This window comes from Bradyrhizobium sp. PMVTL-01 (assembly GCF_051861855.1).
Taxonomy (GTDB): Bacteria; Pseudomonadota; Alphaproteobacteria; order Rhizobiales; family Xanthobacteraceae; genus Bradyrhizobium.
Map to the genome: position 1 here is coordinate 1302186 of NZ_CP193982.1, position 24653 is coordinate 1326838.

Consider the following 24653-nt stretch of genomic DNA (forward strand, 5'->3'; position numbering starts at 1 on the left):
ATCAGTAGATGATTTTCAACGGAATGTAGTGCGCACCGAACGCGCAATGCCTCTGTGTGGCTCATCTGCTCAGCCCGACCGACGCCATTCATCCGCCGTCAGTAGTTCCAGCTCGGCGAAATAAGCCTCATTAGGGTCCTGATTGGGCTTCGCATCGACGTTGTCATCGCCTGATTTGATCTCGCGCATCAGCTCGTTCACGTGTCCCGCAAGCACCGAGCCGATCGCATGGATGGCTTCGTGACGATCGAGTCCTTCGGACATCAGTCGCTGCGCCGTGCTTCGCACCGGCAGCTTGGGATCGGCAATTTGGCTCTCGACGATCGCATGAAAGACAGCGTGCACTTTCTCCCGCGGAAGGCGGATTCCGGCGCGCCGATGGTACGCCATCACGAGATCGATCCGTTCCTCCTCGTCCAGCGCAACCCACAGATCCGGGTCTGGCTCTATCAATGGATCATACGCCAGCATCGCTTCTTCGTCCTGAAGCCCCGATCGGGCAACGTCCGGTGTCCGCATAATTTGGGGGAAACCGGATGACGGCTCATCCAGCCTTTGCGAGTAGAGGCAGCACTTCTTGAACTTCTTGCCACTGCCGCAGGGGCAGGGGTCGTTTCGTCCTACCTTGTGCGAATTTACCATGGCGAGCATCCGCGACAGAATTTGATTGGGTCACAAGACCCAAAGCAGCTTGGTTGGGCGGGCGGCTGGCCGGTCCGTATGGACAGCGGCAGAGACGCGGGGATGATTGCCGTCGGCGCAAGGCCATAATAGCCGGCCACCCGGTCCATCTTGTGAACCACCATGACGGCGGTAAAGGCCTCACGCAGGGCTCTTATGGGTGCCAGCTGGCGCCCGGTCTTCCCTGCGCCCCCCTTTTCGAAAGGGTATGAATCGAAACACAGCTCGGGCCAAATATGCCGCGAGGATGCGGGCGTACGCCGATTGGCGAATTGACGCAGCGGCGTTGTTGCGCTCCGGTCCCGATGCACGCCCTGCGTTCATCGGTCTCACGTGCAAGCATGCAGCATCGGCATCGGTGGTGGTGGTCGTTCTCCCCAGAATCTGCACTATGCGCGCCGACGTGCCTCCGGAGCTGTTGCCGGGCCTTCGGAGGTGTTGGCAATGGCTTTTCGGAGTGACGAGATGAGCGGTTTGGTGATCAGCGGCGGCCGGGTAGTGGATCCCGCGAGCGGGATGGATGCCATTGGCGATGTGGCGGTGGTGGACGGCGAGATCGTGGCCGTCGGCACGGGTCTCGGCGGCGCCGAGCGGGTGATCGACGCCGCCGGCCTGGTGGTCGCGCCCGGCTTCATCGACCTGCACGCCCATGGCCAGTCGATCCCGGCCGACCGCATGCAGGCGTTCGACGGCGTCACGACGACGCTTGATCTCGAGGCCGGCGTGCTGCCGGTCGGGTCCTGGTATGAGAGCCAGGCGCGGAAGGGCCGCGTGCTGAACTACGGCGCTGCCACCAACTGGGCCTTTGCCCGTATCGGCGCGATGACGGGCTCCAATGCCGAGAGCTCGCTGGAGGCGTTCGGCAACGCCATGCGCGACCGCCGCTGGATGGACAATGTCGCGACCGATGCGGAGGTATCAGGCATCCTCGATCGCCTCACCCGCGGTCTCAACGAAGGCGGCATCGGCATCGGCATCCTCAATGCCTATGCGCCGGGCGCCGGCGTGCAGGAGCTGACCGCAGTGTGCCAGCTCGCCGCGAAGCAGGGCGTGCCGACCTTCACGCACGTCGCCTTCATGTCGCGCATCGATCCCGAAAGTGCCGTGGAAGCGTATATCCGCCTGATCGGCTATGCCGGTGCCACCGGCGCCCACATGCACATCTGCCATTTCAACTCGTCGAGCAAGACCGACATCGCGCGCTGCCGCGTGCTGGTCGAGAAGGCGCAGGCGCAGGGTCTGCCGATCACGGTCGAGGCCTATCCCTACGGCACCGGCTCGACCGTGCTGGCCGCCGCCTTCTTCAGCGATCCCCAATTCGTCGAGCGCAACGGCACCGGTTACGATTCCGTGCAGCGCGTGACCGACGGCTACCGCTTCCACGACCGCGAGGAGCTATTGAAGGCGCAGGCCGAAGAGCCGTCCTCGCTGGTGCTCTGGCACATCCTGGACACCGAGCACAATGCACATCACCGCGACCTGCTCGACATGTCGGTGCTGTATCCCGGCGGTGCCATTGCCTCCGATGCGATGCCGTGGACGACCTCGGATGGCAAGACCTACACCGGCGATGCCTGGCCGCTGCCTGACGACGCCACCTCGCACCCGCGCTCGGCCGGCTGCTTCACAAAATTCATTCGTGAGTGGGTGCGCGAGCGCAAAGCCGTGTCGCTGCTGGAAGGCGTGCGCAAATGCGCGCTGATCCCGGCGGAGATTTTGTCGCAGAGCACGCCCGCGATGCGCGCCAAGGGCCGGCTTGCCAAGGACGCTGATGCGGACATCGTCGTGTTCGATTACGAAAAGCTCTCGGACCGTGCAACCTTCACGGCGATGAACCGCCCGTCGGAAGGAGTACGGCATCTGATCGTCAGCGGTCAGCCGCTGATCAGCGACGGTGTGCTGGATGTAACCGCGCGGCCCGGAAAACCCGTGCGCCGCCCCGTCGTCGAGAGCTGAGCCATGCCGGTCCCGGTTGTCCTGGTGACGGGCTTTCTCGGGGCCGGCAAGACCACGGTGGTGAACCATCTGCTCGCCCATGCGGATGGGCGACGGATCGCCGCCGTGGTCAACGATTTCGGCGCCATCAACATCGATGCGGAGCTGATCGCAGGCGCGAGCGACGGCGTGGTCAGCCTCGCCAATGGCTGCATCTGCTGCTCGCTCGAGGGCGATCTGCTCCGCACGCTTTCGACCCTGCTGCGGCGCGATCCCAGGCCCGAGTACATCGTCATCGAGACCAGCGGCGTCGCCGATCCCGCCGACATCGTGCGCAACCTGATGGACCCGGTGATCCTGCGCGAGGCGCCGCTGGAAACGGTGCTCTGTGTGCTCGACGCGGGGACTCCGCCGTCAGCTCTCGATGACGCGCTGCTGCGCTCGCAGTTGCGCGTCGCCGACATCGTGGCGCTCAGCAAGCTCGATCTGGCGGACGAGGGCGCAGCTGCGCGCATGCGCGAAGCCATCCGCGCGCTGCGCGTCCCCGGCGTGGTGGTCGAGGCGAACCACGGCGAGATTCCGTCTGCGCTATTGTTCCCCGCGGCCGTCGATCGCGCGCCAGCCCCGCGCGAGCCGGGACCGAAACGGCCGGCCGAGGAACGCTTCGAGACGCTGAGCTGGACCTCCGATCAGCCGATCTCGCTGCCGCGTTTGCAGCGGGCCATCAACCGGCTCGCACCCAGGCTCGCGCGCGCAAAAGGCCTGTTCGAGACCGTCGAGCAGCCCGGACGCTTGATGGTTTTCCAGTTCGCCGGCGGCCGCGCCACGCTCGCGCCGGGCGAGGCGCCGCGGGCAGGCGTGCCGCGGGTACGCATCGTCTTCATCGCCGAGCTCGGCGTGCTTTCGCAGGCCGAACTCGACGGGATCATGGAAGCGTGCGTTGCCGGCGGTTGAGGCGAGGCGGTAGGGTCAACCGCTTCCGCCGTCAGCCACCGCCTCTCCTCTTGTCGCGTCGATCCGAGACCTGCCAATGCCTCCAAATATCCCACCCGCCCCCGCTGATGCCGCCGCGCGCCGCGCCGCCAAGCCGGCCATCGTCTATCCGGCCGGGACGATGCCCGGGCCGGATATGGCCACGCTCGAAGCAGCCCGCCGTGCGGCGGTCAAGACGCACGAGCTCATCGTGCCGCCACGCGATGCCCGTGCCTTTCGCGTGGCGCGCGGCCAGTTCTTCCGCATCGTCAGCATCGAAGGCCCTCAGGTCGGCGACCTCAATCTCTGGAACGCGGACGATCTCTCCGAGCGCTTCTTCAGCGGCAAGACGCGGGCGCTCCATGGCACGCATGTCGGCATTGGCGACCGGCTCTGGAGCAATTTGCCCTATCTTCGACCGATGGCGACCATCAGTCACGATACGCTTGGCTGGTACGGCTTCGATGCGGACGGCGCCGGCATTCACGATGTGATCGGCACGCGCTGCGATCCCTATACAAATCTCCTGCTGAACGGCACGGCTTACGATTTTTGCTGCCACTCCAACCTGTCCCGCGCCCTCGCGACCGAATTGAAGGCGGATCCGGCCGCAGTGGAGCATCATGTGCACGACGTGCTCAACGTCTTCATGTGCACCGGCTTCACCAAGGACACGCACCACTATTTCATGAAGGCAAGCCCTGTCCGCCCCGGCGACTTCATCGAGCTCTTCGCGGAGATCGACCTGCTCGGCGCGTTGTCGGCCTGTCCCGGTGGAGACTGCAGCGCAACCCATTCCAGCGATGCCGCGGCATGCCATCCGCTCAAGATCGAAATCTTCGAGCCGGATCGAACGGCCCTGAAGGGCTGGACCTGGTCCGCGCCGAGCGCTTATCACCGTCACCACGGGGCGCACGCGGGAAGTTGAATTTCAGTGCGCAGCGCCTCTGCCTTCACGATCACCTCGCAGGCATGCGCAGTCCCCGTCGGCCCGGCAAGTTCACGCGAATTGCGCGATGCCGTTTCCGACCGACCAGTTCTCCTTGGGCGCGTCGAGCACGTTCACGAACACGTCCTCGGGCCGGATGCCCGGGCTTTCGCCGAGCAGCTCGGCGATCCGCCGATACAGCGCCTTCTTCTGCTCGGGCGTGCGCGAGGCGAACACGGTGATCTGGATCAGCACGGCATCCTCGCTGCGGCTGACGCCATAGGCATTGCCGCAGCGGAAGTTGGCGGGCGAAAGCTCGCTGATGGTCATGAATTCGTCGCCATCAGGCACGTTCAGCGCCTCGCGCATCGCGCGGTAGAGTCCGTCGAGAATCGCCCGGCGGTAGGTCTCCGGCTTTCCGGCGCGCATCGAGATGTGGAGGAGAGGCATCGTACGTTCCTCTGCATGCGGGCCCGCTCGGCCAGGCATCATCCGCGCCGCCGCCGGCTCATTGACGAAACGGGATATCAATCCCACTTTGTTTTTGACACGATGTCGAGAAACCATGTTTTTGACGTCGTGTCAAATATTTTGAGGAGCAGAGCTTGAGGCCGCGCGAGTTCGACCACGACGACGTCCTGCGCATCGCGTTCGACCAGTTCTGGCGCAAGGGCGTCCGCGGCACCTCGCTGTCTGACATCGCGCGCGACGCCGGCGTGCAGCGCGGCAGCCTCTACAATGCTTTCGGCAGCAAGGAAGCGCTGTTCCTTCACGCCTATGAGCGCTACGCGGCCGACTATCTGCTCGCCTTGCAAAAGGCGCTGGGGACGGGGTCCTTGCGCAAACGCCTCGCCGCCTTCTTCGACCTGACGATCACCAATTTCCGTTCCGGCTCGCCGCCGCGGGGATGTCCGACCACGCGCGGCCTGATGGAGCTCGGCGCGGCGGAAGGCGAGGGGTTGGATGAAGAGGCGCGCCAGGCCTTTGCGAGCCTCGTCTCCCGGATCACCGCGCTGGTTCAGGACACGTTGTCGGCGGGCGCGAGGCGTGGCGAGTTCAACGGCAATCCCGCAGCCGCCGCGCTGCACATCGTCACGGTGACGCGCGGCCTTGCCGTGCTCGAACGCGCCTACGGCGACGAAGCCCAACTGCGCAAGATAGCCGCGCACACGATCGATCTCGTGCTCGACAAGAAAGGAGGTTAGGTCTCAGCAGACCGCAAGCGCGTTGACTGCCCGCGTCGTCGCAATCTCGTTCTCGTCGCCGACGAACTGGCCGACGACCGATGCAAGTTCCATATCAGCCTTCCAATTCTTGCGAGCCCCGAGGGTTTTCTCCCGCATCAGTTTCAAGCTGGTCCTCATTGTCGGCATCAGCCTGCTCGGCATGGTCGTGCTGGCGCCGATCGCGCTTGCAACCTTGCGCGCGCAGATGATCGCCGATCGTCAGGCCAAGACTGTTCGTGGGTTTCGTCGACGTCGTCAACAAGCAGGGCGCTGGGACGCAGAAGCTGCAATCGCTCCTGGACGAGGTCAGCGCCTTCGTTGCGGGCGTGCGCGCGGCCTAGTATAGCGGGATGATGGGCCAAAACTCCGATCGGCGCGCGCGGATCCTCCTGATCAATCCGAACAGCAACGAGGCGACCACCACGATGATGGTGGCGATCGCAACGTCCGCTGCCGCCGATGCTTTCGATATCGTCGGTGCCACGGCAACGCGTGCGCCCGCGATGATCGTCTCGGCGGATGCGTTGGAGGCGGCCGCGTCGGAAGTCGAGGAGATCGCGCGTGCCAACAGCCGTGCGTGCGACGGCATCATCGTCTCCGCATTCGGCGATCCCGGTCTCGCCGGGATCAGGGCGGCGATGAAGCTGCCTGCCGCGGGCATCGGCGAATCCGCGATGCTGGAGGCCGCTGAGAATGGCCGCCGCTTCGGCGTGGCGACCACGACGCCGCTGCTCCAAGCAAAGATCGACGCATTGCCGGACATGCTGGGATTACGATCGCGCTACACTGGCACGCGCTTTGCCGACGGCGATCCCGAGGTGCTGATGCGCGATCCAGCGCGGCTGCGGGCGGCGCTCGCCGGCGCGGTCGAGGCCTGCATCGCGCAGGACGGGGCTGAAGCTGTGATCATCGGCGGCGGGCCGCTGGGCGAGGCGGCCCGCGAGCTTCAGCCGATGTTCGCCGTGCCTGTCATCGCGCCGATCCCGTCCGCCGTGCGGCGGATCATTCGTCTCGTCACGGCGTAACGTCTGGTTTTTCCGCGTCGCGGCATCGGCCGTGCCGCGGAAAACTGTTTTCCTTGACATGAACTCTGCCGTGCTCGACCTGTAACGAGGTCGGGCGACGCCACGTTGCGTGGCGTCGTGAAAAGAAGAAAGAGATGTGGGAAAGACGCCATGAGTGCAGGCCTCGACGAGAAGGACTACCTCGCCACCTTGCGCGGCCTGTGGGACAAGGCCTGGCCCAAGGGCATGCCGCGCTCGCCGACCTATCTGCACGGCGAAGTTCCCCTGACGGAATATCTGCGCGCCTGGGCGAAGCGCAGTCCCGATCGCCCGGCCGTGATCTTCTACGGGCACGTCACGACCTATGCCGATCTGGATCAGCAGAGCGATCGCTTTGCGGCGCTGCTGCAAGCGAAGGGCGTGCGCAAGGGCGATCGCGTCGCCGTCTTCCTGCCGAACTGCCCGCAATTCCACGTCGTCTTCTTCGGCATCTTGAAGCTCGGCGCGGCCCACGTCCCCGTCAGCCCGCTGTCGCGCGCCTTCGAATTGTCCTACGAGCTCAACGACACCCAGGCCGAAGTGATCGTGGCGCTGGACCAGCTCATTCCCGTCGTCGAGCAGGTGAGGGCAGAGGTAAATCTGCGCGAGATCATCGTCACCAGCCTTGCCGATGTGGTGCCGGCTGCGCCGGCATTCCCGACGCCGGACTCCATCCGCGCGCCGCGCATCGCGATCCCGGGCGCGACCGACCTGTTGCCGGCGCTCGCGGCACAGCAGGCGCCGAGGCCGCTGCCGCCGCCCGGCTTCGATGACGTTGCGGCGCTCAACTACACCGGCGGCACCACCGGGATGCCCAAAGGCTGCGTCCACACCCATCGCGACATGGTCTACACGGCCGCCGCCAATTACGGCATCTCGGTGCTGTCGGACGAGAGCAGCGTATTCCTGTCGTTCTTTCCCGAATTCTGGATTGCGGGCGAAAACTTCGGCCTGATCTTCCCGCTGTTCTCCGGCGCGACGCTGGTCCTGCTGGCGCGTTGGGACGCCGTCGGCGCCATGGCCGCCATCGAGAAATACAGGGTCACGATCACGGCGATGCCCGTCGATGGCGCGGTCGAGCTGATGGATCATCCGCGCTGGCGCGAATTCGACCTGACGTCGTTGAAACAAGTGCGCGTCGTCTCTTTCGTCAAGAAGCTCAACGCCGACTATCGCAAGCGTTGGAAGGACCTCACCGGCACGATCCTGATGGAGGCGGCCTGGGGCATGACGGAGACCCACACCTCCAACACCTTCACGTCAGGCTTCCAGGACGACGATTTCGATCTCAACAACCAGCCGATCTTCGTCGGCCTGCCGGTCCCCGGCGCCGAGTTCAAGATCACCGATTTCGAGACCGGCGCGCTGTTGCCGCTGGGCGCGGAAGGCGAGATCCGCGTGCGCACGCCGTCGCTGCTCAAGAGCTACTGGAACAAGCCGGAGGCGACCGCGGAATCACTGATCGATGGTTGGCTGCGCACCGGCGACATCGGCACCATCGACAGGGACGGCTTTCTGCATTTCCTCGGCCGCCGCAAGGAGATGCTGAAGGTCAAGGGCATGAGCGTGTTCCCGCCGGAGATCGAGGCGCTGCTCGGCCAGCATCCGAAGGTGCTGGGCTCCGGCGTCGTCGGGCGCGACGATCCTGACAAAGGGCAGGTGCCGGTCGCCTATATCCAGCTCAAGCCGGAGGCGGTCGGCACCATCTCCGCGGAGGACCTGTGCGCCTGGTGTGCCGAGCGCATGGCCGTCTACAAGGTCCCGGAAGTGCGTATCATCGAAGCCCTGCCGCTGACGGCGACGGGCAAGGTGAGGAAGCAGGACCTCGATCCAAATCTTCCTGCTGCTGTCTGAATGAGAGAGACGATGTCGTTCAAGAAGCTCCTGATCGCCAACCGCGGCGAGATCGCCATCCGCATCGCGCGCGCGGCGGCTGACGCCGGCATCGCGACGGTCGCGATCCATCCCGCCGACGATGCGCTGTCGCTGCATGTGCGCGTTGCCGACGAGGGGGTCGAAATTCCCGGACGTGGCGCGCGGGCCTATCTCGACATCGAGGCCGTGGTGAAGGCGGCGAAGGCTGCCGGCTGCGATGCCGTGCATCCCGGCTACGGTTTTCTGAGCGAGAACGCGGCATTCGCAAAAGCCTGCGCTGACGCCGGTATCACCTTCGTCGGGCCAAAGGCGTCCGCGCTCGAGCTATTCGGCGACAAGGTCGCGGCCCGGCAATTGGCAAAGCGCTGCGGCGTGCCGATCATCGCCGGTACCAGCGGGCCTTCCTCGCTGGACGAGATCACGGCGTTCTTCGCCTCGCTCGGCAGCAATGCGGCGATCGTGATCAAGGCGATGGCCGGCGGCGGCGGCCGCGGCATGCGCGTCGTCGAGAACGCTGCCGATCTCGCGGAGGCCTATGCGCGCTGCCAGTCCGAGGCCAAGGCTGCGTTCGGTTTCGAAGGCGTCTATGCCGAGCGCCTGATCCGGCAGGCGCGTCACATCGAGGTCCAGATCATCGGCGACCGCCATGGCGCCATCTCCCATCTATGGGAGCGCGAATGCACCATGCAGCGCCGGCACCAGAAGCTGGTCGAGGTCGCGCCGAGCCCGTCGCTGAGCGATCCCTTACGCGGTCGCATCATCGAGGCGACAAAGCAGCTGGCGACGGCGGCCTCTTACGACAATCTCGGCACCTTCGAGTTCCTGGTCGACGGCACGGCCGAGGACAGTTTCGCCTTCATCGAAGCCAATCCGCGGCTCCAGGTCGAGCATACCGTCACGGAAGAGGTGCTCGGCCTCGATCTCGTCCGCGCCCAGTTCGCCGTGGCCGCGGGAGCTTCGCTGGCATCCCTCGACCTCGCGCAAGGATCGATCCCGAAGCCGCGCGGCTATGCCATGCAGCTTCGCGTCAACATGGAGACGTTGGACGAGACGGGTGCCACGCATCCGACCGGCGGCGTGCTCGCCGTGTTCGAGCCGCCGTCGGGGCCGGGCGTGCGTGTCGATAGCTTTGGCTATGCCGGCTACAAGACCAGCGCCGCTTTCGACTCGCTGCTCGCAAAGGTCATCGTGCATACGCCGGGCGCGGCCTGGCATGACGTCGTTGCGAAAGCCTCGCGCGCGCTGCGCGAATTCCGGATCGACGGCGTCGTTACCAACATCGCATTCCTGCAGGCGGTGCTGGCGCATCCCGATTTCAGGACCAACCGCATCGCGACCGATTTCGTCGATCGCAACATCGCGAAGCTGGTCGAGGCGGCGGATGGTGCGGCGAGGCCGCTCTATTTTGCGGCGACGGAGCACGGCGGCGGTCACGGCGGGGAAGCTCACGTCGCGCAGATCGTGCCCGAAGGTGCGGTGATGGTCGCAGCGCCCCTGCAGGGCACCATCGTCACGGTCCAGGTGAAGCAAGGTGAGATCGTCCGTCCCGGCCAGCAGCTGGCCGTGATCGAGTCCATGAAGATGGAACACCTCGTCATGGCCGAGCAGGGCGGTCGGGTCATGAAGATCGTTGCCGGTGACGGCGTCACGCTGATGCATGGCGAAGCGATCATGTATCTGGAGCCGCTCGACGTCGCTGCCGATCATTCGGCGGCGGAAGCCGATGTCGATCTCGACCACATCCGCCCGGACCTTGCCGAGCTGATCGCGCGCCAGGCCAACACGCTCGACGAAAATCGCCCCGCCTCGGTCGAGCGCCGCCGCAACACCAACCAGCGCACCGCGCGCGAAAACGTCGCGCAGCTCGTCGATGACGGCTCGTTCGTGGAGTACGGGAGCCTGGCGATCGCGGCGCAGCGGCGCCGGCGCAAGCTCGACGACCTCATCAAGAACACGCCGGCCGACGGGCTCGTCATGGGCCTCGCCACGGTGAACGCGGAGAAGTTTGGCCCTGAGGGCGCACGCTGCATCGTCGTGGCCTACGACTACACCGTGCTCGCGGGCACCCAGGGCCACATGAACCACAAGAAGATCGACCGTATGCTGACGCTGGCGGAAGACTGGCGTCTGCCGCTGGTGTTTTATGCCGAAGGCGGCGGCGGCCGGCCCGGCGACACCGACCGGCTCGGCATGACCGGCCTCGACGGTCCCTCCTTCGTGCAGTTCGCGAGGCTCTCGGGCCTCGTGCCCGTCGTGGGCGTTGTCTCCGGCTATTGCTTCGCCGGCAACGCCGCGATGCTCGGCTGCTGCGACGTCATCATCGCCACCAAGAATGCCTCGATCGGCATGGGCGGCCCCGCCATGATCGAGGGCGGCGGGCTTGGCGTCTATCACCCGGCCGAGGTCGGTCCTGTCTCGTTCCAGTCGCCGAACGGCGTCATCGACATCCTGGTCGAGGACGAGGAGGAGGCGACGCGCGTCGCTCAAAAGTATCTGTCCTATTTTCAGGGCGCGGTGACGGAGTGGGAAGCCGCCGACCAGCGCCTGCTCCGCCGCGCCATCCCTGAGAACCGCCTGCGCGTCTACGACATCCGCAGCGTGATCGATCTCGTCGCCGACAAGGATAGCGTGCTGGAGCTGCGCCGCGACTACGGCGTCGGCATGATCACCGCGCTGATCCGAATCGAAGGAAAGCCGTTCGGCCTGATCGCCAACAATCCGCGCCATCTCGGCGGCGCCATCGACGCCGATGCCGGCGACAAGGCCGCGCGCTTCCTCCAGCTCTGCGATGCGTTCGACTTACCCGTCGTCTCGCTGTGCGATACGCCCGGCTTCATGGTCGGCCCGGAGGCCGAGAAGACCGCGATCGTGCGCCACGTCTCGCGGATGTTCGTCACAGGTGCCAGCCTCACCGTGCCGCTGTTCGGCATCGTGCTGCGCAAGGGATATGGCCTGGGGGCGCAGTCGATGATCGGCGGCGGCTTCCATGCCTCGTTCTTCACCGCGGCGTGGCCGACCGGCGAGTTCGGCGGCATGGGCCTGGAGGGCTATGTACGTCTCGGCTTTCGCAAGGAGATGGAGGCGATCGCCGATCCCGAGGAGCGCGAGACCTATTATCGCAACAAGGTCGCCGAGCTCTATGCCAACGGCAAAGCGGTCTCGATCGCCTCGGTGTTCGAGATCGACAACGTCATCGATCCCGCCGAGACGCGGCGGTGGATCATGGCGGGGCTCAGGTCGGTGCCGAAGCCGCCCGCGAGGACGGCGAAGAAGCGACCCTGCATCGACACCTGGTGAGGGCGGTGCAGCAACAGCTGTGTTCCCTATTCCCGATTGACATCCCCGCCCGCGGTGCCAGACTTTGCACAATAATACGCAGGGTGGAGACGTCCGCGATGGCCAGCCTTTCGGCCTCGAACCATGTCGCCCGTGTCTTGTCCGTCGCCAATCAGGTTACTGACCGCTTGGCCGACGTCGATGCCTCTTCGCGGATTGCCAATTCCTGGCGGCGCTGCCTGATCAGCCACAAGCTCGATCCCGCCCGCCAGGGCCCGCCGCAGACGCTGACGGAAGCCGAGATCCGTCATGTCGCCGAACCCATGGAGGAGACGATCAGGCTCGCCACGCCCGAGCTCGACGATCTCGCCCGTGTGCTGCGCGACGCCGGTTATTGCGTCAACCTAGCTGACGTGAACGCGACCATGCTGTTCAGCCGCCTGCCGGGCGAAGCCGACGCGAAGATGTTTCTGGACTGGAAGATCTACACCGGCTCCAATTTCGCAGAGGCCTTCGAGGGCACCAACGGGCTCGGGACTGCGCTCGCCGAGGAGAAGCCGATCCTGGTGCATCGCGACGAGCATTTTCGCGCGCAGTGGCACATGTTCTCCTGCGCCGTTGCGCCGCTGTTCGACCAGGCCGGACGGCTCACAGGTGCAGTCAACATCACGTCCTGCCGCGAGGATCTCGAGCGCGCCGCGCATCAGCTTGCGCTCGCAGTGACGATGGAGGCGACGCGGCGGATGGAGGGCGCGATCTTCCGCAGCCATTTCCGCAACGCCTGGATCGCAACCGTGCCCGGGGACGGCGGCAGCGGCGTCATCGCCTATGACGACGACCGCCGCATCGTCGGCGCCTGCCGCTCGGCGCGTGCGCTGCTCGGCCTCACCGATGGCCTGATCGCCTCCGGCATCGATCTGTCGCGCTACATCAGGTTCGATCATCACGGTGCACGCGGCACGGACGAGATCGTCGAGCTGCGCCGCGCCGACGGCAGTCCGCTGGGCCAGGGGCACGTCGTCCCGCCGATGCGTGCAAAATCGCATGCACCGCGCCGCGATGCGCCCGCCGACCGTTTCGACGCGCTGCACCGGCTCGCCGGTCGCGATCCCGGCCTGGTCAGAAGCGTAAAGCGGCTCCGAAGCATCGGCGATCACAATCTGCCGGTGCTGCTGCATGGCGAGACCGGTGTCGGCAAGGACGTGTTCGCCCGCGCCATCCACGCCGCCAGCAACCGCGCGCGCAACAATTATGTCGCGCTCAACTGCGCGGCGATGCCGGAAAGCCTGATCGATGCCGAGCTGTTCGGCTACGAGGCCGGCGCCTTCACCGGCGCGCGGCGCGAGGGCTCCAAGGGCCTGATCGTTCAGGCCGACGGCGGTACGCTGTTCCTCGACGAGATCGGCGACATGCCGATCGCGCTGCAGACGCGCCTCTTGCGCGTCCTGGAAAACCGCGAGGTCTGGCCGCTCGGCGCGCTGAAGCCTGTAGCCGTCGACATCCGCCTGATCAGCGCCACCCATCGCGACCTCGGCCGCATGGCCGAAGAGGGCGCCTTCCGCGCCGATCTCTATTTCCGCCTGCGCGGCATGGAGGTGCATCTGCCGGCGTTGCGCGAGCGCGCCGACCGCGACGACATCATCCGCCAGATCGCGCGCGAGGAGGCGCCGGATTGCCGCCTCTCGGACGAAGCCCGGTCGCTGCTTTCGGGCTATCCCTATCCCGGCAACATGCGCCAGCTCCGCCATGTGCTGCGGCTCGCCGGCTGCACGGCGGAGAACGGCGTGATCACCGATGCCGATCTCGATCTGCCGCCGTTCGGTGGGAGGGCAGAGCCGGATCTCGCGGCGGCCGAGCGCGCCACGATCGTGGAAGCTTTGCGCCAGCATGGCGGCCGCGTCACGGAAGCGGCCCGCGCGCTGAAGCTCAGCCGCGCGACGCTGTATCGGAAGATCAAAGTGATGAAGATCGAGACGGCGCAGTAGCCCTCAATCGCATGCGGGAGCGCTCTTCCCCTCTCCCCCCGTGGGAGAGGGTGGCTCGCCGCGATAGCGGCGAGACGGGTGAGGGGTCGTGTCTCCGCGAGTCACTGCCGTCCACGTGCGCGGTAGATACCCCTCATCCGGCGCTTCGCGCCACCTTCTCCCACGAGGGGAGAAGGAAAGGCACCGCGCTTGGAACGTAAACGCCCCTACGAAAAATCCGTCCAGCTCAGATGCCGGGCATCGAGGTCGCCGAGGCTGACCGTCTCGCGCATCTCCTGCGGCGTATGAAAATGGCCGCGCAAATAGACAAGCGGCTTGGCAGTATCCGCATGCGATACACCACGGACCTCGCCGACGAAGATCGAATGCGTTGTCGTCTCGAATTCCTGCGCCAGCACGCAGTCGAACGCGGCGACCGCGTCGGTCAGCACCGGCGCGCCGGTTGCGCCGCGCGTCCACTGGCCGAACGCGAACCGATCATCGCCGTTGACGCCCTTCTGGCCGCTGAAGGTCAGCGCCAGCATTGCGTGATCCTCGTGCAGGAAGTTGATCGCGAAGGCGCCTTCCGCCCGGATCCGCGCATGCGCGCTGGCGTTGCGGTTGACGCAGACGATGAGCGAGGGCGGATTGTCCGATAGCGAGCAGGCCGACGTCACCGTCAATCCGGTGCGCTTGCCGTGCTCGGCGCCGACCGTGACCAGCGCCACGGCGCCGGCACAATGGCGCATCGCCTGCTTGAAATCCTTGGCGTCAACCGACACGCGGAAATCTCCCAAATGAATGCGGGTGCGGCACGATCGCGCCGCACCCGTATCGGGTCAAGCCGCCTTCTTCGCGGAGCCGAGATGCGTCAGGCGCGGCATCACCTCGTTCTTCAGTAGTGAGAGCGAGTGGTGCCAGGCCTCGGCCTTGTGCTTGTAGTCGAAGCCGAACACCAGCAGCACGCCGAAGCCGCCGACCTCGTCGTAGATCTTCTCGATCTTCTCGGCGACCGTCGCGGGCGAGCCGACGATCCAGTTCCGTTTGGCACAATATTCGACCGTAACGTCGCTGTCGGGCACGTCGGGGGCATGCTTCAGATAATCCTTGAAGCCGAAATGGCCGAGCAGCGGCAGGAAGTACTCGTGCATCATCCGGCCCATCATGTCGCCGGTCGAGAGTCTCCAGGCCTCCTCGTCCGTGTCGGCAACGAACACCTCGCGCACCAGCCGCCAGTCCTGCCGGTTCGGCTTGCGCCCGGTCTTGGCCGCGCCGATCTCGACCGAGTCCCAGTGGCTGCCGACATAGGCCGGATTGAGGTTGAGGCTCATCGGGATGAAGCCGCGCTCGCCGGCGAGCTTCAAGGTGTCCGAGTTCTTCGACAGACCGGCGACGCCAATCGGCGGATGCGGCGCCTGCAGCGGCTTGATGTGCGGCTTGAGGAAGTCGAACATCGTGTCCGGCTTGGTCACCGTCCAGAACTTGCCCTTGTAGGTAAAGGGCGCGGGATCGGACCAGAGCTTCAGGATGATCTCCAGTGCCTCGCGGGTCATGTCGCGATTCTGGCCACTCATGCCGTCGACGTTGAACATCGCCCAGTCGCTCGGCAGGCCCGATGCGGCGACGCCGAAATTGAGCCGGCCTTCGGACATGTGGTCGAGCATCGCGACGCGGTTGGCGAGCTCGGCCGGGTGGTGATAGGGGAGCAGGAATCCGCCCGGCCCGATGCGAAGCTTCTTGGTCTGCATCAAGGCCTGCGCGATCAGGAGGTCCGGCGTGGGGTTGGGTTCCCAGGGCGCGGTGTGATGCTCGCCGACCCAGGCCTCCTGATAGCCGAGCTCGTCGAGCCAGCGCATGACCTGCAGGTCCCAGTCGTTTCCTTCCTTCAGGCCGCACTCCGGCGGATGCGAAGGCATCGTGAAATAGCCGATCTCCATGGAATTCCTCTCCACAATTGACGCGTCTTGTCGCGCGGTTCACGGATGTGAGTGGAGACGCTTGAGCAAGCGGTGTGCCAGCGCGTTTACGCCCCAGACCCGCGAGAAAACGCTGGTTTGCGGCGGCAATAGCCGATATCCCGGGGCGGATTTGCGAAGCGTTCGTCTCATTGTCGCGAGACGGCGTCTTGGCGGTGAGACGAGGATACGATGACCGAACCCGCCTATGTCGCGGTGGACTGGGGCACCAGCAGCTTTCGCCTGTGGCTGGTCGATCGCACCGGCCAGGTGCTGGCCGAGCGCCGCAGCGGCGAGGGCATGCTGGCCGCGGCGAAGACCGGCTTCGCTGCCGTGCTGCAATCGCATCTTGCCGCGGTCGAGGCACCCCCGCATCTGCCGGTTCTCGTCTGCGGCATGGCCGGCGCCAGGAACGGCTGGGTCGAGGCCGGCTATGTCGACGCGCCGGCGCCGCTCGCCGCCATCCTGAAGCAGGCCGCGCGCGTGCCGGGGGAAGCGCGCGACATCCGCATCCTGCCCGGCATCGCGCAGCGCGATGTCAAGGCGCCTGATGTGATGCGCGGCGAGGAAACGCAGTTGCTCGGCGCGATGGGTCTTCAGGGCGCCGGCGAAGCGCTGGTCTGCATGCCCGGCACGCATTCGAAATGGGTACGCGTGACTGATGGCACGGTCGCGCGGTTTTCCACCTTCATGACCGGCGAGCTCTTCGGCGTGGTCTCGCGCGAGACGATCTTGTCGCTCGCGGTTGCCAATGCTGATGTTGCCGAGGACGTTGCGAGCTTCAAGGCGGCGGTGAAAGCCGCGTTTGATGCACCGGCCTTTGCGGCGAACCTGCTGTTCGGCGCGCGGGCGCGGCAGCTGCTGTTCGGCGGCACGCCGGCCGCGGCCCGCGAAACGCTGTCGGGCACGTTGATCGGCGCCGAGCTGGCGGCGGGGCTTTCCGGCACCGTGCCGAAAGCCGGCATCACGCTGATTGCCGCGGGGCGTCTGGCAAAGCTGTACCGGCACGCCTTCGATGCCTTGTCGGTCAACGTGCAGCCGATCGATGCGGATGAAGCGGTCCGCCGTGGCCTGTCGATGGCGGCCGCGGCGATCTGGACGAAATAGAAGGACTTTTGCGATGAGCGTTCCCTTTCCCCCGATGCAGCGCCCGCTGGTCGCGATCCTCCGCGGCGTCAAGCCCGAGGAGGCCGAGGCGATCGTTGGCGTGCTGATCGAGGCCGGCATGACCGCGATCGAGATCCCCCTGAATTCGCCCGATCCGTTCCGCTCGATAGGGCTTGCCGCGAAGCTCGCGCCCGCCGGCGTGCTGATCGGCGCCGGCACCGTGCTGACCGCCGCAGACGTCGATCGCCTCAGCGATGTCGGCGGCCGGTTGATGGTTTCGCCCAATGTCGACACCGAGGTGCTGGCCCGCGCGCATCAGCGCGGCATGGTGACGTTGCCGGGCGTGTTCTCGCCGAGCGAGGCGCTGCTCGCGGCGCGCTCCGGCGCATCGGGCCTGAAATTCTTTCCGGCGAGTGTGCTCGGCGCCTCCGGCATTGCCGCGATCCGCGCCGTGTTGCCCGCGGGGGTAATGATCGCCGCCGTGGGCGGCGTCTCCGACCAGAATTTTGCCGAGTACATCAAGGGCGGCGTGACGGCGTTCGGGCTCGGCTCCAGCCTGTACAAGCCCGGCGTGAGCGCGGCGGACGTCGCAGCACGCGCGAAGGCGACTGTCGCCGCCTATGATCGGGCGATTACGAAAGACTGATGCCGCAATGAACTGGCCGTGATCCTCTCATTGCTTATTGTGCCGCATTGTGCCGCATTGTGTCGCGATGCTGATGCCTTGGCATCGTAGACACGCGACTTGCGACAGCAGGAGACCGACATGGCGATCAACAACGTGGCCGATCTGTTCGTGGCAACGCTCGAAGAGGCCGGCGTCAAGCGCATCTATGGCATCGTCGGCGACAGCCTGAACGCTCTGACCGAAGCGCTGCGACGTCGCGGCACCATAGAATGGATCCATGTCCGCCACGAGGAGGTCGCGGCATTCGCGGCAGCGGGCGAAGCCGAGATGACCGGAAGCCTTGCGGTGTGCGCCGGTTCCTGCGGTCCCGGCAATCTGCATCTGATCAACGGCCTGTTCGATGCGCATCGCAGCCGCGTCCCCGTTCTGGCGATCGCGGCGCAAATTCCGACGGCCGAGATCGGCGGCGGCTATTTCCAGGAAACCCATCCGCAGAACCTGTTCCGCGAATGCAGCCATTATTGCGAGCTGGTCTCGGATCCGAGCCAGCTTCCCTACGTGCTGGAGAACGCCATCCGCGCGGCGGTGGGCCTGCGCGGCGTCGCGGTCGTCGCCATGCCCGGCGATGTCGCCTTCCGCAGCCCGCCGAAGCGCGCGCTCTCGACGGCGCGCGGCCTTGCGCTGTCGGCACCGAAAATCGTGCCGCAGGCGGATGAGCTGAAGGCTCTGGCGGATCTCCTCAACGGCGCCGAGCGCATCACGCTGTTCTGCGGCCGCGGCTGCGCCGGCGCGCATGCGCCGTTGATGCTGCTGGCCGAAGCGCTGAAGAGCCCGATCGTGCATGCGCTCGGCGGCAAGGAGCATGTCGAATACGACAACCCTTACGACGTCGGCATGACCGGCTTCATCGGCTTCTCCTCCGGTTATGCCGCCATGCATGCCTGCGACGCGCTGGTGATGCTCGGTACCGATTTCCCCTACAAGCAATTCTTCCCGACCGACGCCAAGATTGCGCAGATCGACATCCGCCCGGAAAATCTCGGGCGGCGCTGCAGGATCGACCTCGGCCTCGTCGGCGACGTCAAACTGACCCTCGAGGCGCTGCTGCCGCTGCTCAAGACCAAGACGCAGCGCCGGCATCTCGACGATGCCATCGCGCACTACAGGAAGGCGCGGGAAGGTCTCGACTCGCTCGCCAAGGGGACGCCCGGCAGCAAGCCGATCCACCCGCAATATCTTGCAAAGGTCCTCAGCGACCATGCGAGCGACGATGCCGTGTTCACGGCCGATGTCGGCACGCCAACAGTGTGGGCCGCACGCTATCTCGACATGAACGGCCGGCGCCGGCTGATCGGCTCCTTCGTGCACGGGTCGATGGCCAACGCCATGCCGCAGGCGATCGGCGCGCAGGCCGCCCAGCCCGGCCGCCAGGTGATCTCGCTGTCGGGCGACGGCGGCTTCACCATGCTGATGGGCGATTTGATCACGCTGACGCAGATGAAGCTGCCGGTGAAGGTCGTGGTCTTCAACAACGGCGTGCTCGGCTTCGTCGCGCTGGAGATGAAGGCGGCAGGTTTCGTCGACACCAATGTCGATCTCGAAAATCCAGACTTCGCGGCGATGGCGCGCGCGATGGGCATCTTTGCCAAGCGCGTCGAGGACCCCGGCGAGCTGCCGGGCGCGATGAAGGAGATGATGGCGCACAACGGACCGGCACTGCTCGACGTCGTCACCGCCAAGCAGGAGCTGTCGATGCCGCCAACCATCACGGCCGAACAGGTCAAGGGTTTCAGCCTCTGGGTCCTGCGCGCCGTGATGAACGGCCGCGGCGACGAGGTGCTGGACCTCGCGAAGACGAATTTGTTGCCGCGCTAATTCCGGCGAGGCGGTTGGTTCACATCTCCCGAAGGGAGAGGTAGACACGGGCTGCGCCTTCCCTCAGCCCCGCTTCGCCGACGGCATGGGCAGCCGCTCGTGGCGGCGCTGGAAGCGCTGCCAGTGCAGCACGATGCCGATCAGCAGGGCCGGGACGAAGCCGAGCACGATCAGGAAATGCGGCAGCTCCTTCGGCGAGATGAAGGCAATGGCGATGTCCGAGATCAGCCAGACAGCGGCGAAGATCACCGCGAAATCCGTGCGCGGGCAGCGCAGATAATAGAACACCGCGGTGATGACGATGGCTGGCCCGATGGCGATGGCGATCATGACCGCCGTCAGCTCCTTCGGCGTCAGCGCGTCGAGCACCATCGAGGCGAGCAGCCAGATCGCAGCGAACATGGCGACGATGTCGATCGGATGCCGCAACCCAATACCTCTCGCAGGAACCGCACTATCGTTGTGGCCCGGCGCCCCCTCCGTCAAGGGAAAATACGCCTATTCCTCGTCACTTCCGGGCCTCGGCCGCAGCATGAAATGACCGAAGGCGGTGGCGATCGGCTTGTCCGCATCGTCCTGCCAGGCGCGCGCCTCGAAAGCGACGATGCGGCGGCCCTGCTTCACGATCGAGACATTGGCAAACGTATCGAGCGCGCGGCCGGAACGCAGATAGTTGACAGTGAGTCCGATCGGCTTGGGCGGCGCAGCCGCGCCGAGCTCGCGCGCGACCCCGATGATGGCCGTGGTCTCCAGGAAAGCACCGGTCATGCCGCCATGGATCGCGGGCAGGATCGGATTGCCGATGATCTTTGGCGAGAATGGCATGGTCAGCGTGCCGTCGTCGTTGAGGCGGATGCCGAGCGCGCGCGCGAACGGGCTGCGCGCGAACGGACCATCCGGATCCTCCGGCGCCTCCAGCGTCGGGACGCTGCGCGAATCCATCCGGCGGTCGGCGAGCATGTTGGTGCGGTTGGCGCCGATCATGAAGCACGCGGTCGCGGTCGCGACCGGATCGTCCTCGGACTCCTGATAGGCGGTTGAGCGCACGAAGGCGATCGAGCGCGTGGTGCGGTAGCAGACCGAATGCGCCTTGATGTCGAGGCCGGGCGTCGCCGGTTTCTGGTAGTCGATACGCAGATCGAGAGTTGCGATCGCGCGTGTGCCGTCGAGCGCGAGTTGCACCGCCATGCCGCAGCTCTCGTCCAGCATCGCGGTGACGACGCCACCATGCAGAACGCCGGTCTCGGTGTCGCCGACGAAGACGGGACGGTAGGGCAGGCGGGACCAGGCCTCGCTCGGCGCGAAGCGGTCGAGCTGGAGCCCGCTGATATGGCCGTAGTCGGAGCGGCGGCCCTTGATGGCCTCGGCGAGTTCCTCGAACGGGAGCGTGACAGGTTCAGTGGACATGGCGATGTTCTAGACCAGTGCCGGCCGCCGCGCAAAACTCGAGAACTCGCCTTGTCCGGGGATGCCTGTCGGGGCCGCTTTGGCCTCGACAGGGCCGCCCAAAGCAAGGATGGTGGGCACTTCGTTCGTCCAATGCCCGCAAGGAGCGCCCATGACCGACCCCGAGACACCCGGCACCACCCAGGGGCCCGTCACCATTTCGACCTCGAGCTCGGAGCGGGCGCCGATCATCTATTTCGACGGCGCCTCCTGCTTCGGCCATCACAATGGTGCGATCCAGATCGAGCTCGCCGCGAACCTGTTGATGCCAGTCGGCGCCGCCGTCAGGGTCGACGTGGTCCAGACTGCGCATCTGCGCTGCAGCGTCCCCGCGGCGCTGGCGCTGCGCGAAGCGCTCGACAAGGCGCTGGCGATGTACAAGCAGGGCCAGCAGCAGCCCGCGGAGGACATTCCGGCGGTGAAGAACTGAAGTCCGTCGCGCGGGATTCTCGCCGCGAAACGAGACCTCATCCTGAGGGCCCGCCAATGGCGGGCGTCTCGAAGGATGGCCGCAAGCGCACCGCCCTCCGAAGCGAAGAGCTTCGCCTCAGCTCACATGCACCTTCGGCTTCTTGCCGCCGTTCCACTTGCCGTCGAGCGCGCGCTCGATCTGGGCGGCGAGCTGCAAGAGCAAGCCGTCATTGGCCTGCTTGGCGATCGCCTGGATGCCGAGCGGCAGGCCGTGGTCCTGCGCTGCCATCGGCATCGAGATCGCGGGTATGCCGCAGAGATTGGCGAGCGGTGTGAAGGCGAAGAAGCGCCAGAGATTGCCGAACCAGTCGAGCACGTCGGGGTTGTCGGAGATGGTGAGATATTCCCTGGTGCCGACCTTCGGCGTCGGCAGCGCGGTGATCGGCGTCAGGATCACGTCCCACTGCTCGAAGAACGCGCCGAAGCCGCGTGAGGTCGTGTTGAACACGGCCTGCATCTTCGCCCGTTCGGCAAAACTGGTGTGACGGCCGGCCTCCCAGATCCGGATGTTCATGGGCTCGATCAGATCTTCCGGCGGCTTTTCCAGCCCGCGCGCGGCCAGCATGTTGGAGATCACCACCGCGAAATTCGAGACGTAGCAGGTGGTCTGCGCCGCGAAGGCGGCGCGGAAGTCCAGCTCGGGCAGCGCATAGTCGACGTGATGGCCGAGGCCTTCGAGGAAGCGGCCGGTCTTCTCCAGTTCAGTGGCGATCTCGGGCGTCGCGGTGTAATCGCCCCAGGTATGCGACAGCGCGATGCGAAGTTTTGTCGGATCGCGCTTGATCATCTCGGAATAGGGCTGCGCGGTGGTCCAGAACGGCATGAACTCGCCGGGGGCGGGCCCGCGGGCATGATCGACGAAGGCGGCGGTATCGCGGACCGAGCGCGACTGGCAGCCCTGGATCGAGACGAGGCCGGTGAGGTCAGACACGTGTGGCGCCAGCGAGAACACGCCGCGCGAGACCTTCAGACCGATATTGCCGTTGACGCCGGCGGGAATGCGGATCGAGCCGCCGCCGTCGGTCGCATGCGCGATCGGAACGACGCCCGCGGCGACCATCGCCGCACTACCCGCCGACGAGCCGCAGGTGGTATAGTCGGTATTCCAGGGATTGCGGGTGACGTAGACGGCGGGATTGTCGGCGGAGCTGCACACGCCGAATTCCGGCGTCGTCGTGCGACCGATCAGGTTGAGCCCTGCTTGCCGGAATTTACCGGTGAGGAACGTATCGGCAGCGGCGCGATTGCCGCGCATCAACAGCGAGCCCATCTCCTGGAGCCGGCCCTTCATGGTCGGTCCCAGATCCTTCATCAGGAAGGGCAGGCCTGCGAAGGGACCAGCGAGATTGGCGCCGTCCCTGGCCGGATCGGCGATCACGTCCTCGAACAGCTCGACCACGCCTGACAGTGCCGGATTGACCTTGGCGACGCCGGCGGCGGCCTGGCGCGCCAATTCCTTCGCGGTCAGCTCGCCCTTGCGGACGCGTGCCGCCAGCGCCACACCATCGTGCTGCGCCCATTCATTCCAGCTCATCGGCAACGTCATGAAGTCAAAATCCCCTTAAGATGCGGCGCCACCTTTTTCGCAACGGCCCGCGTGAATCAACTGAGCCGGCGCGAGGGGCAGGGTTGCGCCGGGCGGAGAGGTCGGGAGGGCCGGAGCTGCGGCCGTCTCAATCCGACAGTCGCGCGATCGCCGCAACCGGGCCGCCGCCCGCCGGCCCCTGATGCTCAGCGCCGCCGGAGACGTAGACCGTGCCGGTGCCGGCGAGGCCCGCGATCAGGCCGCCGACCGCAGCGCGAGCGTGGCGCGTCGAGCTGATGTCGGTGTCCTCGAGCATGGTGTGGCGAAAGCCGCGCACGCTGCCGTCGGGCGAGGCTTCCGCCTTTGCGAAGATGTTGACGAGCGCGCGGCCCGCGCTGGTTTGCGGCGCGACGCCAAGCCCCACGCCGTTCAATGCCGATAGCACCGCCGGGGCGTCGATCGCATCATCCATCACCGCATGTCCGATCTCGAACGCGCTCGCTGAGGTCGCCGAGTTGCCGAGCACGATGACGACATTATGCATCAGCTCGATCCCGGACGAGGTGGAGGCCACCTTGGAGAACAGGTCGTACCGGCGCAGCACGTCCTCGTCGCGGACGTCGGGGCCGATCTCACCGAGCGCGACCGCAACCCCGAGCGCGGAGGCGCCGCGCGAATAGGCCATCGAGCTGTAGGCGCTTGTGGTCGCCGTCTTGCTGCCGCGCGCATTGGCCGCCGCGACGCGCTCGCTGGTGAGCAGCGGGCATTTGATCTGCACGAAATGGACGTCGCCGGGCTCGGGGATGCCGGCGTCCGCCATCGCGGCCTTCACGGCCTTGGCCGTCTCCACGATCTGCGCAGAGCGCCCAAGCTCTTCGGGCAGGAAGTCCCGCGTCTGCGCCATGCCGATGCTCAGGCGCTTGCCGGACAGGCCGGCCGGGCGCTCGGCGTCGTGCCGTGTGAACACCGTGATGTGCGGGCTCAGCACGCCTTCAGTGCCGCCGGACATCACGAAGGCGATGCGCTGCTCGACCTCGTGCGGGGTGAGACCGAGTTGCGGCGCCAGCGCCGTGCACAGCGCGGCCACGGCGTACTCCCGGGTAAAATCGTTGACGCCGCCATTGCCCTCGGTCTTGCCGAGAATGGCGAGGATCGATTTCGGATCGATCGCGCCGGAGGCGATCATGGCCATGAGGCCGGAAACGTCGCCGGGGCCGGTGGTGGCGATTTTGAAGACGCCGACCGATGTGGTGCGCATGAGGAGTCCTTGGTTCGGTGGCCCGGCGGGGCTCACCAGCCGTGGAACGGGGGCGCGTGTCAAGGTGCAAGTGGTCCGTAGCCCGATGAGCGCAGCACAGCCGGAGCGGCGCGAATGTCAAGCCGGGTATCGCTCCGCTCACCCGGCCTGCAAGATCTCGCGTTGCCGACGGCCAAAACATCCGATCGGCGGGTCAACCCGCACGCGTGAAAATATTCGCCTTTACAGAATTTCTGATTTATCGCATTCTCTCGCCACCTCATCCCGGTCAGAGGGGCGTATCGCGATCGTCACGAACGCGGGGTGAGCCGTGGTGGACGCAAGGCCACACCGGCGCGAAGGGTTTTGCAGGGCGGGCAACCGTGAGCGAAATACCTCGCGCATACGACCGGTGTGATCGGCGTACGGTAAAATCGAGCCGTCCTGACGCCCGGGGTCTGTGCGTCAAGTCTTGTCGTGATGTGGCGGCCCAACCGGGTGCGCGCGTC

General features: G+C 66.0%; 20 protein-coding genes. 12 read left to right on the top strand and 8 right to left on the bottom strand.

Going from position 1 to position 24653, the window contains the following annotated elements:
• Positions 1 to 69: 69 nt before the first annotated feature.
• The gene (locus ACRQ5Q_RS06165; RefSeq protein WP_439396500.1) at positions 70 to 642 is read right to left on the bottom strand and encodes an SEC-C metal-binding domain-containing protein; all 573 of its coding nucleotides are present in this window, start codon (positions 640 to 642) and stop codon (positions 70 to 72) included.
• A 504-nt stretch (positions 643 to 1146) separates the two neighbouring features.
• Here ACRQ5Q_RS06165 and ACRQ5Q_RS06170 point away from each other — a divergent pair.
• From ACRQ5Q_RS06170 to ACRQ5Q_RS06180, 3 genes are all read left to right on the top strand, one after another.
• Positions 1147 to 2637, top strand: a complete 1491-nt coding sequence (locus ACRQ5Q_RS06170; RefSeq protein ID WP_439396502.1) for an amidohydrolase family protein — start codon at positions 1147 to 1149, stop codon at positions 2635 to 2637.
• Between the two features lie 3 nt (positions 2638 to 2640).
• Positions 2641 to 3570: a CobW family GTP-binding protein gene (locus ACRQ5Q_RS06175; protein WP_439370868.1), complete on the top strand. Its 930-nt coding sequence runs from the start codon at positions 2641 to 2643 to the stop codon at positions 3568 to 3570.
• A gap of 76 nt (positions 3571 to 3646) precedes the next feature.
• Positions 3647 to 4516, top strand: coding sequence for an urea carboxylase-associated family protein (locus ACRQ5Q_RS06180; protein WP_439370867.1), 870 nt, complete (start codon positions 3647 to 3649; stop codon positions 4514 to 4516).
• A gap of 72 nt (positions 4517 to 4588) precedes the next feature.
• Here the strand turns inward: ACRQ5Q_RS06180 and ACRQ5Q_RS06185 are convergent, their stop codons facing one another.
• Positions 4589 to 4966: a tautomerase family protein gene (locus ACRQ5Q_RS06185; protein ID WP_439370865.1), complete on the bottom strand. Its 378-nt coding sequence runs from the start codon at positions 4964 to 4966 to the stop codon at positions 4589 to 4591.
• Between the two features lie 155 nt (positions 4967 to 5121).
• Between ACRQ5Q_RS06185 and ACRQ5Q_RS06190 the strand changes: the two genes are divergently transcribed.
• The 5 genes from ACRQ5Q_RS06190 to ACRQ5Q_RS06210 all read left to right on the top strand — a co-directional run bounded on the left by ACRQ5Q_RS06190 (position 5122) and on the right by ACRQ5Q_RS06210 (position 13921).
• Positions 5122 to 5721, top strand: coding sequence for a TetR/AcrR family transcriptional regulator (locus tag ACRQ5Q_RS06190; RefSeq protein ID WP_439370864.1), 600 nt, complete (start codon positions 5122 to 5124; stop codon positions 5719 to 5721).
• A gap of 374 nt (positions 5722 to 6095) precedes the next feature.
• Positions 6096 to 6767 carry an aspartate/glutamate racemase family protein gene (locus tag ACRQ5Q_RS06195; RefSeq protein WP_439399694.1) on the top strand — a complete coding sequence of 224 codons (672 nt, stop codon included), beginning with the start codon at positions 6096 to 6098 and terminating at the stop codon, positions 6765 to 6767.
• 150 nt (positions 6768 to 6917) lie between these two features.
• Positions 6918 to 8639 (top strand): AMP-binding protein, encoded by a 1722-nt coding sequence (locus ACRQ5Q_RS06200; RefSeq protein WP_439396503.1) that lies wholly within the window; start codon positions 6918 to 6920, stop codon positions 8637 to 8639.
• Positions 8640 to 8651: 12 nt separating this feature from the next.
• Complete coding sequence (locus ACRQ5Q_RS06205; RefSeq protein WP_439396505.1) at positions 8652 to 11957, top strand: carboxyl transferase domain-containing protein; 3306 nt, start codon at positions 8652 to 8654, stop codon at positions 11955 to 11957.
• A gap of 98 nt (positions 11958 to 12055) precedes the next feature.
• On the top strand, positions 12056 to 13921 hold the full coding sequence (locus tag ACRQ5Q_RS06210) for a sigma-54-dependent Fis family transcriptional regulator (protein WP_439370861.1): 1866 nt from the start codon (positions 12056 to 12058) through the stop codon (positions 13919 to 13921).
• Between the two features lie 206 nt (positions 13922 to 14127).
• Here the strand turns inward: ACRQ5Q_RS06210 and ACRQ5Q_RS06215 are convergent, their stop codons facing one another.
• Together ACRQ5Q_RS06215 and ACRQ5Q_RS06220 are read right to left on the bottom strand one after the other, a co-directional pair.
• Entirely contained in the window at positions 14128 to 14682 is a 555-nt protein-coding gene (locus tag ACRQ5Q_RS06215; protein ID WP_439396507.1) for a flavin reductase family protein, read from the bottom strand.
• Between the two features lie 57 nt (positions 14683 to 14739).
• Positions 14740 to 15837 (bottom strand): LLM class flavin-dependent oxidoreductase, encoded by a 1098-nt coding sequence (locus tag ACRQ5Q_RS06220; protein WP_211413171.1) that lies wholly within the window; start codon positions 15835 to 15837, stop codon positions 14740 to 14742.
• A 210-nt stretch (positions 15838 to 16047) separates the two neighbouring features.
• Here ACRQ5Q_RS06220 and ACRQ5Q_RS06225 point away from each other — a divergent pair, with 210 nt between their 5' ends.
• The 3 genes from ACRQ5Q_RS06225 (at position 16048) to poxB (ending at position 19465) form a co-directional block, all read left to right on the top strand.
• Positions 16048 to 16962 (top strand): 2-dehydro-3-deoxygalactonokinase, encoded by a 915-nt coding sequence (locus ACRQ5Q_RS06225; RefSeq protein WP_439396509.1) that lies wholly within the window; start codon positions 16048 to 16050, stop codon positions 16960 to 16962.
• A gap of 13 nt (positions 16963 to 16975) precedes the next feature.
• Complete coding sequence (locus tag ACRQ5Q_RS06230; protein ID WP_439370855.1) at positions 16976 to 17608, top strand: 2-dehydro-3-deoxy-6-phosphogalactonate aldolase; 633 nt, start codon at positions 16976 to 16978, stop codon at positions 17606 to 17608.
• Between the two features lie 120 nt (positions 17609 to 17728).
• Positions 17729 to 19465, top strand: coding sequence for a ubiquinone-dependent pyruvate dehydrogenase (gene poxB, locus ACRQ5Q_RS06235; RefSeq protein WP_439370854.1), 1737 nt, complete (start codon positions 17729 to 17731; stop codon positions 19463 to 19465).
• A gap of 63 nt (positions 19466 to 19528) precedes the next feature.
• Here the strand turns inward: poxB and ACRQ5Q_RS06240 are convergent, their stop codons facing one another.
• Both ACRQ5Q_RS06240 and ACRQ5Q_RS06245 read right to left on the bottom strand, forming a co-directional pair.
• Positions 19529 to 19894: a hypothetical protein gene (locus ACRQ5Q_RS06240; protein ID WP_439370850.1), complete on the bottom strand. Its 366-nt coding sequence runs from the start codon at positions 19892 to 19894 to the stop codon at positions 19529 to 19531.
• A 69-nt stretch (positions 19895 to 19963) separates the two neighbouring features.
• Positions 19964 to 20872, bottom strand: a complete 909-nt coding sequence (locus ACRQ5Q_RS06245; RefSeq protein ID WP_439396511.1) for a PaaI family thioesterase — start codon at positions 20870 to 20872, stop codon at positions 19964 to 19966.
• Positions 20873 to 21023: 151 nt separating this feature from the next.
• On the opposite strand from ACRQ5Q_RS06245, the gene ACRQ5Q_RS06250 reads away from it, so the two are divergent.
• Positions 21024 to 21341 carry a hypothetical protein gene (locus ACRQ5Q_RS06250; RefSeq protein ID WP_439370847.1) on the top strand — a complete coding sequence of 106 codons (318 nt, stop codon included), beginning with the start codon at positions 21024 to 21026 and terminating at the stop codon, positions 21339 to 21341.
• A gap of 117 nt (positions 21342 to 21458) precedes the next feature.
• Here ACRQ5Q_RS06250 and ACRQ5Q_RS06255 read toward each other — a convergent pair whose 3' ends face one another.
• The gene (locus ACRQ5Q_RS06255; RefSeq protein ID WP_439396512.1) at positions 21459 to 22928 is read right to left on the bottom strand and encodes an amidase; all 1470 of its coding nucleotides are present in this window, start codon (positions 22926 to 22928) and stop codon (positions 21459 to 21461) included.
• Positions 22929 to 23055: 127 nt separating this feature from the next.
• Positions 23056 to 24165: a ring-opening amidohydrolase gene (locus ACRQ5Q_RS06260; protein WP_439396514.1), complete on the bottom strand. Its 1110-nt coding sequence runs from the start codon at positions 24163 to 24165 to the stop codon at positions 23056 to 23058.
• Between the last annotated feature and the right edge of the window lie 488 nt (positions 24166 to 24653).